We start from the raw sequence: 14654 nt of genomic DNA, 5'->3' as shown, positions 1-14654 counted from the left end.
CTGATCCGGCCCGGATGCGCAGCTACAGAGAGCGGGTCCTGGGCGAACGCGCGAGCCTCAGAGCCGCGCTCGCGGACGCGGACGGGCACCAACGCCGGGTTCTCGCCGAGCTGTTGGAGTACAACGCCGACACCGAGTACGGTCGCGCCCACTCCTTCGGTGCGATCCGATCCCTGGACGACTTCCGCAAGGCGGTGCCGATCAACGACTACGCGGCGCTGGCACCCTGGATCGAGCGGATGGCGGCGGGCGAGAGCAACCTGCTGAGCGCGGACGACCCCGCGGTGTACTTCACCAGCAGCGGTACCACAGGCGCCCACAAGAAGATCCCGGTCACCGCCGGTTTCATGCGCCGGACCTTCTTCCCGTTCTACTACGCGGCCTGGGCCCCGCTGATCGAGCACTTCCCCGATGTGCTCGACCGACCGGACGCGGTATTGAACCTCAAACACGACCCGCGTCCCGCGCCCCCGACCACGGCCTCGGGCCGGCCCCATGTCGGCGCCAGCCAGGTCGACCTCGGCAGCAGGTTCGGCGAGCCGCTGTCCGCCGAGCCCGGCACGTTCGCGCACTGGGGCACGCTCCCGGTGCCCGTCGACGAGAACGACCACCTGGAGAAGACCTACCTGCGGCTGCGCCTCGCCGTGGAGAGCGATGTCCGCTGCGTCATCGGGATCAACCCGGCGATGGTGGCCGCCCTGCCCTACCAGCTGAACCTCTGGTGGCCCCGGCTGGTCAAGGAGATCCGCGACGGCACGCTCGGCGGGGTGCCGTACGGCAGCCCCGATCCGGAGCGAGCGGCCAGGCTGGAGCGGCTGGCCGACCACTTCGGGACGGTGCGCCCGGCCCATGTCTGGCCTCACCTGCGGGCACTGTTCCTCTGGACGACGGGGATGGCGTCGCTCTACCTGCCGCGGCTGCGTGAGGAGTTCGGTCCCGGCGTGGCCACGCTGCCGGCGCCCGTCGCCGCGTCCGAGGGGCCCGCCGGTGTCGCCCTCGACCGGCACGGCTCCGCAGGCTCCCTGGTGGTGACCGCGTCGGCCTATGAATTCCTGGACGCCGAGTCCGACATCGGGCCCGACTCCTCGACCCTGACCATGAACGAGCTGGAGCCGGGCCGCGACTACCACGTGATCTTCAGCCACATCGGCGGTCTGTACCGCTATGCGGTCGGCGACGTGGTCCGGGTCGTCGACCGGGTCGGCGGCGTGCCGCGGGTGGAGTACGCGGGCCGGAGCACCCGGTCGGATGCCGTCGGAGAGCGGCTTCGCGACGCCCAGGTCATCCGCGCGCTCGCCGCGGCCGCCCAGGCCACCGGCCTCGACGTCCGCAACGCCGCCTGCCGGGTGGCGGACCGGCCCGAGGGCACCGTGGCGCACTACGAGTTCGCCGTCGCGGCCCGCGGCGAGTGGAGCGAGCAGGAGACGGATCGCTTCGCCTCCGAGCTGGACACGGCCATCGGCCGGGAGGCCGCGGCCTATCGGACGGCACGTTCGGCCGGCCGGTTGGACCCCGTGGCCGTGCGGCGCCTGGACGGCGACGCCTTCCTGCGTGACTGGCACGCCAGCGTCGCCACCGGCATCCGGCCGACCCAGGTCAAGGATCGGCTGTTCCGACAGGACCACACACTCTGGGAGCGGCTGACCGGCACCGACCCGGTCGGCGAGGGAGGCAGGGCATGACCGAGACACTGGACGCCGTCGAGCGGACCGCGCTCCTGACGGCAGCGCTGCGCGCGGCGGAGACCGGACGCGAGGACCGGCTCTACAGCGACCCCTACGCGGCCCGGCTGGCCGGCGAGGGAGGTCCGGAACTGCTCCGCGAGGTCCGCGATGCCACCTTCCCCAAGGACGCGGCACGCACCGTACCGAGCACCCCCGACTACAACGCCATCCGCACCCGGTTCTTCGACGACTTCCTCCAGGAGGCCGCCCAGGACCCGGCGATGCACCAGATCGTGCTGGCACCCGCCGGAATGGACTCGCGGGCCTACCGGCTCGACTGGCCCTCCCATATCCGCTACTTCGAGGTCGACCGGCCCGCGGTTCTGGCCTACAAGGAGGAGCGGCTGCGGGACGTCCGGCCCCGGGTCGACCACCGCTCGATCGCCCTCGACCTCACCTCGCCCGACTGGGAGAGCGAGTTGAAGGACGCCGGCTACGACCCGGAGCAGCCGTCCACCTGGCTGCTGGAGGGGCTGCTCTACTACATCCCCCGCGACGACGCGCACCGCATCCTCGACCGGGTCGCGGCGATCATGAAACCGGGCAGCCGCATCGCCGCGGACATCGTCAACGCGGCCGCGCTGACCCTGCCGAACATGCGTGACCTGCTCGACGTGTTCGCCGGCTGGGGATGCCCGTGGCTGTTCGGCACGGACGAGCCGGAAGCACTGTTCGACGCACACGGCTTCACCGTCGAGGCCGCGCAGCCGGGCGAGCCGGCGGCCGACTACGGCCGGTGGCCCGACCCGGTACCGGACCGTTCCGAGGCCGGCGTGCGCCGGGTGTTCTTCGTCCACGGGAGACGGAGCTGATGGCGATCGCGACAGTGGTCGGCGGGAGCATCGCCGGTCTGGCCACCGCACTCGCCCTCGGCGGCGCCGGCTACGAGGTGCGGGTGCTGGAGCGCTCGGCCCCACCTCCCGAGGGGCCCGTCGAGCAGGCGGTACGGGACTGGCACCGGCCCACCGTGCCGCAGGCGGTGCACTCCCACACCCTGACCTCGGTCGGCGTACGGACGCTGCGCCGCCGCGCCCCGCAGCTGCTCACCACGGCCCTGGAGGCCGGCGCCGAACTCCTGGACCTGGTCGAGGCGTTGCCCCCGCTGGTCGGGAACCGCGCCCGTGAGGTCGGCGACGACGATCTGGTGGCCCTGGCCTGCCGGCGCACCGTCTTCGAGCTGCTCCTGCACCGGACCGTGCGGGCCCTGCCGCAGGTCCGGTTCGACCACGGCACGGTGGTCCGCGGGCTGGCGCTCGACTCCTCCGGCGAGCGGGTGCGGGGAGTGCACACCGCCGACGGCGAGGTGCTGCCGGCCTCGGTCGTGATCGACGCCACCGGTCGGCGCGCCGAGTCGCGCGACTGGCTGACGGCCTCCGGGATCCCGGTCGCCGAGGACCTGGTCGAGCCGTCCGCCATCACCGGCTACAGCCGCCAGTACCGGCTGCGCGGTGCGGGGCGCCCCGGACCCCTCAACCGCGGCAACGCGGCCGGAGGGGTGTGGGACCACTACGCCGCCGCGCTGCACCCGGCGGACGACCGTACCTTCGCCGTCGCGGTGATGGTGCCTCCCGGCGACCGTGCGACGGCGCGCCTGCGCGAGCCGGGCGCGTTCACCGCCGCCGCCCGGGCCACTCCCGGGATCGGTGCCTGGCTCGCCCCCGGTGTCAGCGACCCGCTCACCCCCGTCAACGTCATCGCCTGCCCGCCGAACACGCTGCGCGGCACGGTGACGACCCGGCAGCGGCCGGTGGCCGGCCTGTTCGCGGTCGGAGACGCGGCCTGCGTCACCAACCCGCTGTACGGCCGCGGCATCTCGCTCGCGCTGGACCACGCCTTCCGGCTCGCCGACCTGCTCGCCGGCGCAGAACCCGACCAGGCGCTCGGCCAGGCGGCTGCCCGGCTCGCCGAGCAGTGCTTCACGCCCTGGTACGAGTTCGCGGCGCGGGAGGACGCGGAGCGAGCGGCTCGGTGGAAGGCGGCGGCCGACGGCGACAGGCCGCCTGCGCCGCCGCAGGAGCGGCCCGGCAACGGGCCGAGTCCCGCGCGGATACGGGCCGCGACACTCACCGACGGGCATGTCTGGCGTTCCGTCACCCGCGTCATCATGGGGCTCAGCACGCCGCCCGCGGCCTTCGGCGACGAGAAGTTCCGGGCCCGGGTGGAGCAGGCGCCCCCGATCGATCCGGCGCTGCTGCCCGCGGCGCCGAGCCGCGACGAGTTCCTCCGGTTGATCGCGGCGGCGGAAGGAGCGTAGTGGAGACCAGTCTTCAGACCACCTCCGTGCGCGACCGGGCACGGCTCCCGCACGCCACCTCCGTGCCCGCCGAAGCCGTACCCGCCGGAGCAGCGCGGCGCCGGGTGCTGCTGGCCCCGATCACCGTGACCCCGTCCAAGCCCCTGACACCGAGCCATCTCAAGGGGCTGCTGTGGACCGACGTGATGTACCGGGCCACCGCTCAACTGGCCGAGGTGTCCTATCGGTACAGCCCCACCACCTACCACCTCACGGAGCAGACCCTCGGGTTCTGGGAATACCTCGACCGCACCATCGGGGACACCGACTACTCCGGTCTCACGGAGGAGGGCATCGGCGAGCTGTACGTCGGCTACCGGTCCGAAGGACAGCGCGCCGACCTCGCCGCTCTGCGTCCGTATGCGGAGGCGGTCGAGCTGCACGGCTGGGTTCACCCGGCCAGCGCCCGGGTCCTGGAGCTGTGGGCGGCGCACTACTCGCGCCTCGGCATGCACGACCCCGGACTGCTCGCGCACCAGCCGCCCGGCCTGGGGCTGGAGGAGGTGATCGACCGCCTCGGCGCCGTCGGCATGTGTCTCGACCAGCGCGCCTACGGCAGCCCGGTCTTCCTCGACGCCACCCGGTACGGGCTGCCGCTGCGCCAGATCGTCGACGCGCAGGGCCGGCCCAACTACCTGGCCTGCGCCCTGCGGGAACTCATACCGCTGGCACCGCGGTTCGACGAGATGGTGCTGCTGTACGACCGTGAGCTGGAACCCGACTACCTGCTGCTGGAGCGCACGCTGTCCGTGTTCGGAGCAACCGTCCGCAGGGTCACTCTCGGCCGGGTGCCCATCGACGGGGAGATCCGCTCCGCGCGCCATGGTGACTGGCACGACCACACCACCGGCGCTCTGCTGAGCAGGGCCGCGACCGAGTTCGACGATCCGGTGCTCCGGCTGGGCATGCGGCTGTACTTCATCGCCGGGCTGGGCCAGGGCCAGCAGCAGTCCTTCCGCCACGAGGCGCTGCGTCAGAGTCTGGCGCGGGCCGCCCGGCTGCTGTCCCGCGGAAGGGCCACCGACCCGGCACCGCTGCCGGAGGTGCTCTCCCGGCACCGCGGCGACCACCTGCACGTCAATCCCTACCGGCTGACGTCCAGTCTGCTGGCCAGACACCGGCCGGCACCCAGCCCCGAACTGCTGTCGGCGGTGTACCTGTGACCACCGCCCAGGAACTGCTCCGTGAACAGGTCGCCCGGCGCATCGTGACCGCCCGGCCCGAGCTGGCGGCGCGCTTCGACCTGCTGACCGCCGAGGGGCTGCTGGCCGCGCGGCGGGAGATCTCCCGAGCCGCGCAGGACGCCAAGGTGCTGGCGGTGTGTGTGCTGCGCGACTTCGACCTGCCGGCCTGGGTGCGCGCCACGTGCGCGTTCGCCGCCCGCGTCGACCGGTCCGCGGCCGCGGACTGGCGCCGCGACTTCACCCGGACCGTCTTTCTCGCCGGGAACCCGGACAACCTCGACGACCGGTTCGCCTTCGGCCACGTGGCCGACGACGGGTCGGCCGCCTGGCAGGGCCCGGCACCCGCCGAGGAGAGCACCGCCCTGCGCCGGCTGCTGAAGCTCTTCGACGGGTCGGCCGGACTGCCGACCCGTCCCTCCGCGGTGGTGCGGGTCCTGGCCGACCAGGACGCGCGAGGTCGCGCTCCGGTCCGGCGGGAGCTGCATGTGGCCACTGCCGGGGTGACCATCGCCGACTGCCTGGTCCACCTCAACCACCTGCTGGTCGAAGCCGTACTGGACGAAGTCGTAGGCCCCGGGGACGAGTTGGTCGTCCGCCAGGCGCCGTGGCTGCCGGCCTCGGCAGGTCCCTTCGCCGCCCTGCGGATCGACGGCACGGCCGATCGCCCGAACCGCCTCCGTGCCTACACCGCCCTCACCGAGGAAATCCACGATGCCTGAACCGACCCCCTGCCCCGCCGACGGCCCGATCCGTTTCGGCTACCCCAGCTCCCCGCGAACGGCCCAGGACATCCTCGCCTCCGCGGGACTGAGCGAGGACCGGGCCGTGCTCGCCCCCTACGATCTCGCCGACCCCTTCTCCGCACTGCGCCGCGGCGAACTCGACGTGGTCGTCGTCAAGTTCGGCCCGCAGGAGCCGGACCTCGTCACGAGCAGGGTGCTGCACTTCGAGTCACGAGCCGTCGTGGTGGGCGCGCGGCATCCGCTCGCCGAGCGCGACACCGTCTCCGTCGAGGAGGTCGCCGCATACGACGCCTTCGACCGCCCCGGTGACTTCCCCGAGTACCTGTGGGACGAGATCGTGCCGCGCCGTACCCCGCAGGGCCGGCCGATCCACCGGCGCCACCGGGTGAGCGGCATTCCGGAGATGATGGCCCTGGTGGTGCAGTCCGACGCGGTGCATCTCTCGGTGGCGTCGTTGGCGGACATGGCGCCGCCGGCCATCAGGGTCGTACCCGTCCATGACCTGCCGCCCGTCCCGGTCTGCCTGGCGTGGTACCGGCATGCGGAACTGCCCGGGCACGTCGCGCAGTTCATCGCCGCCGCGGAGGCCGCGAGCCCGGTGGCCGCAAGCGGGTGACACCGGGGCCCGGGCCGCCGCGGGCGTTCCGTCAGCCGTGCAGGACCCGGCGGATCGCGTCGATCTGGTCGCGCACCATCCGCTCCGACACCCCGGCCTCGGTGATTCCGGTGCAGGCGTGGAAGGTGCCGGGGTAGTGGTGCAGTTCGGTCGGCACGCCCGCCTGGACGAGCCGGGCGGCGTAGCCGAGGTCCTCGTCGCGCAGCGGGTCGAACTCGCAAGCCGAGAGGAAGGTGGCGGGAAGCCCCGTCAGGTCGTCGGCCCGGGCCGGTGCCGCGTAGGGGGAGACGTCGGTCCGCTCCGATCCGTCCTTGCCGCCCAGATAGTGGTGCCAGCTCAGCAGCGCCGCGCCCCGGTCCAGTACCGGTGTGTCGACGAAGGCGCGGGCGGACGGCGTGTCCAGCCGGTCGTCCAGCTCCGGAAAGCTCAGGCACTGCATCCGCAACGGCAGGCCGCGGTCGCGGGCCAGCAGGGCCAGCCCGGCGGCCAGCGCGCCGCCCGCGCTGTCACCGGCCACACCGAGCCGGTCGGGATCCACCCCCAGTTCCGGGCCGTGCCGGACGACCCATTCCAGTACGGCGCAGCTGTCGTGCAGACCGGCCGGGAAAGGGTGTTCCGGGGCCAGCCGGTAGTCCACGGAGAACACCATGACCCGGGCCTGCTCGGCGATGCGCAGCACGGCCGAGTGGTTGGTGTCCAGGTCGCCGCTGACCAGTCCGCCCCAGTGCAGGTACACCAGGCCCGGTATCGGTGCGGTGACTCCGTGCGGCCGGTAGACGCGCACCGGCACCTCGGGGGCGCCCGGCGGCCCGGGCACCCTGCGGTCCTCCACTTCCACCGGCTCGGCGGGTCGGTACACGGGTAACTGTGCGATGAAGGAGGTCAACTCGGCCCGGGCGCGGGCGACATCGGTGTAGTCCGCGGGCGTGAGCTGCGGTGCCCAGGGGGCCAGCTCGGGGTCGTACGGGTAAGCCATCCGCTTTCTCTCCTATGGACTCGGGAGGTGCTCCCCGCATCCTTCTCACGGGACGGTCCGGAGCACCCGGGCTTGATCGATTCTCCCTCCCGGCCCCGCCGCTGTGGCGGGGATCAGGGAAACGAGGTGTCGGTTCAGGGCTGCGCAGCACCCGGGCCCTGGTGGGATTCAGCGGCGGTTCAGCGTGGACGCACGCCCTCGAAGAGCAGGTCGAGGAGGCGTTCCGTGGTGTCCGGCGCGGCGGTCGCCTCGTTCGTGCCACAGCGTGCCCGGGCCGACTCCCGCGCGCCGGGCGATGTCGTTCATCGCCGCCGCACCCGTTCCCACCTCGTCGAGGAGTGCCCTCGCCGACGCGACCAGGCGGGTCCGGTCACGGCGGGCGTCACTGCCTCCGGAGCGGCCTGCCGCCGTGTCAACTCCTCTATGGACGTACCAGATTGGCGCTCGATACTATCCGGAGTGTCACTCCGGATAGTATCGTGGAAAGGTCAGCCATGAAGTCGAATCTGCCGCCCATCGGCACGGTGGGACTGTGGGTGTCGGGCATGGACCGGCGGCCACCGGCCGCGGCCGCCGAGGCGGCCGCCGAGGTCGAGGCACTCGGCTACGGTGCGCTGTGGCTCAGTGAAGGGCTTCTGCGTGACCCGTTCATGGAAGCGAACACCCTGCTGGGCGCCACCCGTTCACTGGTTGTGGGCACGGGAATCGCAGTGATCTGGGGGCGCCATCCCCGGGTGATCAGATCGCAGGCCCGCGCGCTGCTCGATGCCCATCCCGACCGGTTCGTGCTCGGCCTGGGCATCTCCCACGCGGGACTGATCGAGGGCGGGCTGGGCCTTCGCTACGAACGGCCCCTGGCCGCGCTGCGCGAACACCTGGACCGTCTCGACGAACCCGACCCGGTCCTCCGACTCGTCGGCTTCGTCGGCGACCCGGCGCCCCGGCCACCCCGGGTGCTCGCCGCGCTGGGACCGCGCGCCCTCGAACTGGCCCGGGACCGGTCAGCCGGCGCGTTCTCCTACCTGGTCACGCCGGAGCACACGGCCAAAGCCCGCGCGGCGCTCGGGCCCGACCGGGTCCTGATCGTCGAACAGGCCGTGGTGACCGGGCTCGGTGCCGACGCGGCACGGGACAGGGCGCGCGCCCACGTCGCCGGGTACCTGCCCGCGGCGCCGTACCGGGCCAGCTGGCGACGGCTCGGGTTCGACGAGGACGACTTCGCCGACGGCGGGAGCGACCGTCTGGTCGGAGCGCTCGTCGCGATCGGCGAAGAGGAGATCGCACAGCGGGTGCACGCCCACCTGGAGGCGGGCGCCGACCATGTGTGCCTCCAGGCGCTGCCCGCGCACCCGGCCACCCTTCCCCTGGACCAGTGGCGAAACCTCGCCCACCTCACGCGGTGATCCGGCCGGGCCGGTCGCCTGACCGGTCCGGCTCCTCCGGTCGCACGGGGCGCCTGCGGTGTGGCACCCGGGCCGGACGGCGCCGGGGTGTCAGACCTCCGTCTCCGCCTGTTCGGCCAGTTCCTGGAGCGTCTGCTCCAGCCAGGCCCGCTTGGCTCGTTGTGTCGCCCGGGGCAGCGGGCCCCGCCGCATCCCATGGCCGAGGCAAGGGTGTTGGCCTTGATGACGAAGGAGTTTCCCTACGGGCGGGGGAGTTGACGAGGAGTTCGCTGCCGTGCGCGCTCGACTCGTTGAGCGGGGAGCCGCGCCGCCCGGCAGCGCGCCTGGCGGTCACCTGCGGCCTGCGCTCAGCGCCGTGGTGATCCGGGCCCGGGTCGCTCTGGTGGCCGGGACAATCGACACGCAGGCGGCCACCGCCACCGCGACGGCACCGGCGATCAGCAGGGTCTCCGGTGCGGGAATCCGTGCGATGCCCGCACCGACGCCGCTGGCCTGGCCCTCCATATTGATCAGGCGGTCCGACAGCAGCACCCCGAGCCCGGTGCCGACCAGCACCGCCACCATGGCGAGCAGCCCGGTGCTGGTCACGATGATGGCGGTGACCTGCCGTGGCGTCAGGCCCATGGCCCGCAGGACACCGAGGTCGCGGACGTGGTCGCGCAGGCCGAAGGCGGTGGCGGTGACCAGTTCGGCGAGGCCGATCAGCGTCAGGACCCCGATCAGTCCGACGACCACCACGCGGACCATGCCCAGCCGGTCCGCCGGGTTGGCCACCGACCGTACGTCGAGGCGGCCGTGGGACGCCGCGATCAGATCCGCCCGCACCGCCTTCGGATCCGCCCCCGGGCGCAGCACCAGCGCGTCGTACTGCGTCCTGGGAGGTCCGCCGGGTCCGGCCAGCGCACCCAGCTCCACCGAGAGCATCTCCCCGTTGTGATCGGGCTCGATGTCCCGACCGACGATGTGCAGGATGTGCGGGGTCCCCCCGGCCATGACCCGCACCCACTCGCCCACCTTGGCGTGCAGCAGGTCGAGCGCCCCCTGCCCGGCCACCGCCTCGTCCTCGTCGCGGATGAGGTGGCCCGCGGCGAGGGCGAACGGGTAAGGATGGTCGGCGGTGCCCAACGCGCGAACGGTGATCGTCGTGGTCTCTCCGGGGACAAGTGCCGGCGTCTCCACCCCCGGATACGCGGCTGCCACTTCGGGCTGCCGGGCGAGCAGGCGGAGCGCCTCCGCGTCGCCCATGCCACTGGGCCGTGCGGTCAGGCTCGCCGCCAGTCCCAGCTGCCGGGGATGGTCCTGGAAGCCGTCCAGCGTGGCCCAACTGCCCAGCGCCACGGTGATCATCATGATCGGGATTGCCAGCCGGGCAACGGTGAGCCCGGCGCGCAGGGGGCGGTGGAACGCCGCCCGGCTGCCCAGTGCCAGCGCCGGAGGCAGCTTCAGCAGCAGCGCGAGGCGGGCCAGCCGGGAGATCCCGCTCGCCGGGTGGTTGGCGCGGACCGTGGGCGCGGCCGGAATCCGTCCGGCTCGCCACGCTGGGAGGACGGTGGCCAGGGCGACGCTGAGCACCACCCCCGCACCCGTCGCCGCCAGCGCCCCGGCGTGGGCGGGTTCGGCCTGCCACAGGCCCATGGCCTCCCCGAGCGCGCCCGGCAGCAGCGGGCCGAAGAGGCTGGCCGCGCCCGCCCCCAGGACCATCCCGGCCAGTGCCAGGGCGGTGTGCTCGTACAGGAAGAGCCGCACCACCTGCGCCGGGGTGAAGCCGATGGCCTTGAGCATGGCGATGTCCCGTACCTGTGCCAGCACCCGGCTGCCCGCGGCGCCCGCGGTGGCCAGTGCCGCCGCCACCAGGGCGACCAGGCCGAAAACCCCGAGCAGCAGTCCGAGGAGCCGGTTGTCCTGGCCCATGGCGGAACGCACCTGCTGCCAGGTGGTGACCTGCGTCACCTGGCCGCTGCCCAGTGTGGTGACGACCTGCTGGGCGGTGAAGTCGGCAGCACCCGGATCGCGCAGCCGCAGCCCGATCACCTGCTGGGTGTGGACGGGCTCGGGCACGACACGGTCCAGGGCGGAGGGCAGCACCCAGCCGAGGCCGGGCGTCCAGTCCGGGTACGAGCCCTGGTCGGCGCTGTCGGCGATGCCGAGCACCCGCATCGGCCGCGTCCCGTCGTCCCGGCCGCGGACGGTGACCGTGCCGCCCACGTCCACGCGCATCGCGTGGGCGAGCGAGCCCTCCAGCACGATGCCGTCGGGCCGCGCCGGGTCCAGCCACCGGCCGGAGCGCACCAGTGGGCGGGCCACCGCCGGAGGATCCACGCCTGCCGCTCGCAGTTCGAGGGACACCTTCTCGGTGCCGCGTACCAGGTCGGCGGAGGCGGTCCGGTACGGTCCGGCGACCCCGGTGACCCCGTCGAGGTGGCTGAGCGGTGCGGTGTCCACGCCGGGACGCAGGTGGATCCACACATGGGCTCCGCGGGACTGCAGGAAGACGCGCTGCCAGGGGTTGGCCGCGTCCTGCAACAGCGCGTTCGCCAGGATCAACGAGACCGCGATCACCGCCGTGACCAGGACCATCAGCGCGGCCTGGCCGCGGTGGGCGCGCAGGTCGGCCCGTACCCAGCGAAGCAGCGCGCGCATCGGCTCAGCCCTTCAGCCGCAGCACGTCGGCCACGGTGGTCGTGCTGTCGGAGGGGGCGTGCAGCGCGGAGTCGTCGGCTATCTCGCCGTCGTAGAGGCTGATCACCCGGTCCGCGCTGCTGGCGACCCGGGCGTCATGGGTGACCAGCAGGATCGTCTGGCCGCTGGCGTGGTAGCGGGCCAGCAGGCGGAGCACGTCGCGGGTGTTGCGGCTGTCGAGGTTGCCGGTCGGCTCGTCGGCGAGCAGCAGACCCGGCTCGTTGACCAGGGCTCTGGCCAGCGCGACGCGCTGCTGCTCACCGCCGGAGAGTGCGGCGGGGGTGCTGCGGGCCCTGTCCTCGAGGTCGAGTTCGGCGAACAACTCCTCGCGGCGCGTCCGGGCCTGCTTCGGGGACATCCCGGCCAGCAGGGCCGGCAGTTCCACGTTGTCGGCCGCGGTCATGTTGGTGACCAGGTTGAAGAACTGGAAGACGATCCCGACGGTCCGGCGGCGCAACAGCGACCAGCGGGCCTCGGTCAGACCGTCCACCCGCTGCCCGTCCAGCCATATCCGGCCGCTGTCGGGGCGGTCGAGCCCGCCGAGCAGGTGGAGCAGCGTGGACTTGCCCGCGCCGGAGGGCCCCATGATCGCGACGAACTCGCCGCGGTCGACGCGGAGATCCACATGGCGTACGGCATGGGTGGCGGTCTTCGCACCGTGGTGGACCTTGACCAGGTCCCGTGCCCAGAGCATGGCTTCGGCGGGCGGGAGGACGTGGTCGGGGTCCGTGGTGGCGGCGCCCGCGGGGTCGGGGCCCGAGCGGCTCAATCCAGTTCCTCCTGACAGCGCTCCAGCCAGTCGAGGTCGGCCTGCAGGTGGAGCATGGCGCCCTCGACGAGCAGTTGTGCGACGCGGTTGTCCCGGTCCTGCGCGGCAAGCCGCGAAAGACCCCGCATGACGTTCAGATAGTGGCGGCGCTGCGTGTTGATCAGCGCGAGCCGGTCGCTGCCACCGGCCCCGGGCGCCAGGACCAGCTTCATGAAGAACTCGTCCCGTACCCGAGGGCCCTCGGTCGGCTCGGCGAACCATGCGGCGAGTTCCTCACGGCCGGCGTCGGTGATCTCGTAGACCCGCTTGTTCGGCCGGTTGGACTGGTCGACATCCTGGCCCTTGATCAGCCCATTCTTCTCAAGTCGCCCCAAAGTGACATAGACCTGTCCGATGTTTGGCTGAGGGTACGCCGCGCCGAAGGTTTGCTCAAGGGCTTGCTTGAGCTCGTAACCGTGGGCGGGTTCCTTGGCGAGAAGCGCCAGCAGTGGCAGGCGCACGGGCTTCGACTCCTCCTCACGTGCCGGTCGGACACGATCTCTGCTCGGTCAACGCGCGACCCATGACAGGGCCCGGCGTGGGCGTTATGGTTCCGCCCAGCACCCCGGCCTCTTCCCCGGTTCGCGCGCGTGCTCCCGGTATCGCCGCCGCAGTCGGGTGCGGGTTCGCCGCAACTGCTCCGAGCCGGCCGCGCGGACCGATGCCCTGTTCCCCGTCATAGATGCGAGATATACATAACCGAATACTACCCTTCCGCAGGGCGGTGGTGAGCTGGAGGAACGCATGCGGTGGCTCAGAGTGACGCGCTGGCTGGTGGCCGGGTTGCTGCTGCTCTCCGGGTGCGCCCTGCCCGCGAGCCGGGCTCGCGACGGCGGCGCCGACGGAACGGGTCCGGTGACGTTGGTCACCGGGCGGGACCTCACCGGCTATATGCAAGGCCGGCTGGCGGTGTGGAACGCCGCCCACCCCGACCAGAAGGCCACGTTGATCCAACTGCCCCCCGCCGCCGACGACGTGCGGGAACAGATGATCAGCAACCTCCGGGCGAAGAGCGACCGCTACGACGTCCTCAACATGGACGTGGCCTGGACCGCGGAGTTCGCCTCCGCCGGGTGGATCGCCCCGCTGGACACGCAGGGCTTTCCGCTGGACAAGTTCCTCAAACCGGTGGTCGACACGGCCACCTACCGCGGGCGGCTCTACGCGGTCCCCTACGTGACCAACGCCGGAATGCTCTACTACCGCAAGGACGTCCTCGACCGGGCTCACCTGCCCCCGCCGCGGACCTGGGCCGAGCTGGCGAGCGACGCGCGGACGGTGGCACCCGGGTACGGGCTGAAGGGCTACGCCGGCCAGTTGCTGCCGTACGAGGGCCTCACCGTCAACTACGCGGAGGCGGTGCAGTCGGCGGGCGGGGCGATCCTCTCCGACGAGGGCCGGAAGGTCGCCGTCGACTCACCCGCGGCCGTGCGGGCGCTGGACTTCATGGTCAACGGGGTGCGCCAGGGCTGGATACCGCGCGAGACGCTCACCTTCACGGAGGAGGAGTCACGGCGGGCCTTCGAAGACGGCGACTACCTGTTCATGCGCAACTGGCCGTACGCGTACGGCCTGGCCGAGGCGAAGGGCTCGAAGGTCGCCGGGAAGGTCGGCGTGGCCCCGCTGCCCGGTGCCGACGGCCCGGGGTCGAGTTCGCTGGGCGGTTCCAACCTCGCGGTCAGCAGCTACTCACGGCACCAGAAGACCGCCCGCGCGCTGATCCGGTACCTGACCGGGCTCGACAACGAGCGGCAGGTGCTGGAGCAGGGCTCGCTGCCACCGGTGTGGGCGCAGCTGTACACCGATGCCGCGCTGATCAAGCGGTTCCCGTATCTGCCGGTGCTGCGGCAGAGCATCCTGTCGGCCAGGACCCGCCCCAAGAGCCCGGAGTACGACCAGGTGAGCCTGGCGGTGGCCGGAGAGGTGCACGCCGCCCTCACGCAGCGGCGGTCACCGGCCGCGGCGACGGCGGCGCTGGCACAGGACCTGAAGGCGATCCTGCGAGGTCCCTGACGGCGAGCACCGCCCACCGAATCCATCCGGCGTTCAGGGCCGGCAGTCCCGCGGGACTGCCGGCCCTCGGCATGCCCGGACGCCGTCCGTCGCCGCGCGAAGGACACCACCGAAACGCCCCGGACACCTGCCCGTCATGCATCCCCGCGGGCCGGGCCTGGTGAGCTGGGCCGCCACCGGGCCTGGAAATTTCTGTTCTCACCGTTGACATCTAC

At 72.5% G+C, this 14654-nt stretch carries 13 protein-coding genes; 8 read left to right on the top strand and 5 right to left on the bottom strand.

The features are described 5' to 3' along the window. The first annotated feature begins 14 nt into the window (after positions 1 to 14). From GR130_RS23075 to GR130_RS23050, 6 genes are read left to right on the top strand one after another with little or no spacing between them, the layout of a single operon-like run. On the top strand, positions 15 to 1682 hold the full coding sequence (locus GR130_RS23075) for a GH3 family domain-containing protein (protein WP_159506453.1): 1668 nt from the start codon (positions 15 to 17) through the stop codon (positions 1680 to 1682). Beyond that, positions 1679 to 2536, top strand: coding sequence for a class I SAM-dependent methyltransferase (locus GR130_RS23070; protein ID WP_159506452.1), 858 nt, complete (start codon positions 1679 to 1681; stop codon positions 2534 to 2536). Before GR130_RS23075 ends, GR130_RS23070 begins: the two co-directional genes overlap by 4 nt. Continuing rightward, the gene (locus tag GR130_RS23065; protein ID WP_159506451.1) at positions 2536 to 3978 is read left to right on the top strand and encodes an FAD-dependent oxidoreductase; all 1443 of its coding nucleotides are present in this window, start codon (positions 2536 to 2538) and stop codon (positions 3976 to 3978) included. The genes GR130_RS23070 and GR130_RS23065 overlap by 1 nt, the downstream gene beginning before the upstream one ends. Then, a complete protein-coding gene (locus GR130_RS23060) occupies positions 3978 to 5180 on the top strand; it encodes a hypothetical protein (RefSeq protein WP_236573399.1) in 1203 nt (400 codons plus the stop codon). Before GR130_RS23065 ends, GR130_RS23060 begins: the two co-directional genes overlap by 1 nt. Further along, positions 5177 to 5920 carry a DUF6182 family protein gene (locus GR130_RS23055; protein WP_159506450.1) on the top strand — a complete coding sequence of 248 codons (744 nt, stop codon included), beginning with the start codon at positions 5177 to 5179 and terminating at the stop codon, positions 5918 to 5920. Before GR130_RS23060 ends, GR130_RS23055 begins: the two co-directional genes overlap by 4 nt. Beyond that, the gene (locus GR130_RS23050) at positions 5913 to 6560 is read left to right on the top strand and encodes a LysR substrate-binding domain-containing protein (RefSeq protein ID WP_159506449.1); all 648 of its coding nucleotides are present in this window, start codon (positions 5913 to 5915) and stop codon (positions 6558 to 6560) included. Before GR130_RS23055 ends, GR130_RS23050 begins: the two co-directional genes overlap by 8 nt. A gap of 31 nt (positions 6561 to 6591) precedes the next feature. On the opposite strand, the gene GR130_RS23045 is transcribed toward GR130_RS23050, so the two are convergent. Both GR130_RS23045 and GR130_RS42015 read right to left on the bottom strand, forming a co-directional pair. Beyond that, the gene (locus GR130_RS23045) at positions 6592 to 7536 is read right to left on the bottom strand and encodes an alpha/beta hydrolase (RefSeq protein ID WP_159506448.1); all 945 of its coding nucleotides are present in this window, start codon (positions 7534 to 7536) and stop codon (positions 6592 to 6594) included. A gap of 168 nt (positions 7537 to 7704) precedes the next feature. Continuing rightward, positions 7705 to 7896, bottom strand: a complete 192-nt coding sequence (locus GR130_RS42015; protein WP_443043776.1) for a TetR family transcriptional regulator — start codon at positions 7894 to 7896, stop codon at positions 7705 to 7707. A 134-nt stretch (positions 7897 to 8030) separates the two neighbouring features. Between GR130_RS42015 and GR130_RS23035 the strand changes: the two genes are divergently transcribed. Beyond that, the gene (locus GR130_RS23035; RefSeq protein ID WP_159506446.1) at positions 8031 to 8939 is read left to right on the top strand and encodes a TIGR03620 family F420-dependent LLM class oxidoreductase; all 909 of its coding nucleotides are present in this window, start codon (positions 8031 to 8033) and stop codon (positions 8937 to 8939) included. A 330-nt stretch (positions 8940 to 9269) separates the two neighbouring features. Here the strand turns inward: GR130_RS23035 and GR130_RS23030 are convergent, their stop codons facing one another. The 3 genes from GR130_RS23030 to GR130_RS23020 form a co-directional block, all read right to left on the bottom strand. Beyond that, entirely contained in the window at positions 9270 to 11579 is a 2310-nt protein-coding gene (locus tag GR130_RS23030; RefSeq protein ID WP_159506445.1) for an ABC transporter permease, read from the bottom strand. Positions 11580 to 11583: 4 nt separating this feature from the next. Beyond that, positions 11584 to 12312, bottom strand: a complete 729-nt coding sequence (locus GR130_RS23025; protein ID WP_159510157.1) for an ABC transporter ATP-binding protein — start codon at positions 12310 to 12312, stop codon at positions 11584 to 11586. Between the two features lie 71 nt (positions 12313 to 12383). Then, entirely contained in the window at positions 12384 to 12887 is a 504-nt protein-coding gene (locus tag GR130_RS23020) for a PadR family transcriptional regulator (protein WP_159506444.1), read from the bottom strand. Positions 12888 to 13170: 283 nt separating this feature from the next. On the opposite strand from GR130_RS23020, the gene GR130_RS23015 reads away from it, so the two are divergent. Next, on the top strand, positions 13171 to 14439 hold the full coding sequence (locus tag GR130_RS23015) for an ABC transporter substrate-binding protein (protein WP_159506443.1): 1269 nt from the start codon (positions 13171 to 13173) through the stop codon (positions 14437 to 14439). Positions 14440 to 14654: the final 215 nt, after the last annotated feature.

Origin of the sequence: Streptomyces sp. GS7 (assembly GCF_009834125.1) — a bacterium.
GTDB lineage: Bacteria > Actinomycetota > Actinomycetes > Streptomycetales > Streptomycetaceae > Streptomyces.
This window is presented reverse-complemented; position numbering and strand designations above follow the sequence as displayed.

Coding starts and splice junctions, on each gene's coding strand:
- GR130_RS23075 (WP_159506453.1), top strand. CDS start 15: ATGCGCAGCTACAGAGAGCGGGTCCTGGGCGAACGCGCGAGCCTCAGA.
- GR130_RS23070 (WP_159506452.1), top strand. CDS start 1,679: ATGACCGAGACACTGGACGCCGTCGAGCGGACCGCGCTCCTGACGGCA.
- GR130_RS23065 (WP_159506451.1), top strand. CDS start 2,536: ATGGCGATCGCGACAGTGGTCGGCGGGAGCATCGCCGGTCTGGCCACC.
- GR130_RS23050 (WP_159506449.1), top strand. CDS start 5,913: ATGCCTGAACCGACCCCCTGCCCCGCCGACGGCCCGATCCGTTTCGGC.
- GR130_RS23045 (WP_159506448.1), bottom strand. CDS start 7,536: ATGGCTTACCCGTACGACCCCGAGCTGGCCCCCTGGGCACCGCAGCTC.
- GR130_RS23035 (WP_159506446.1), top strand. CDS start 8,031: ATGAAGTCGAATCTGCCGCCCATCGGCACGGTGGGACTGTGGGTGTCG.
- GR130_RS23030 (WP_159506445.1), bottom strand. CDS start 11,579: ATGCGCGCGCTGCTTCGCTGGGTACGGGCCGACCTGCGCGCCCACCGC.
- GR130_RS23025 (WP_159510157.1), bottom strand. CDS start 12,312: ATGCTCTGGGCACGGGACCTGGTCAAGGTCCACCACGGTGCGAAGACC.
- GR130_RS23015 (WP_159506443.1), top strand. CDS start 13,171: ATGCGGTGGCTCAGAGTGACGCGCTGGCTGGTGGCCGGGTTGCTGCTG.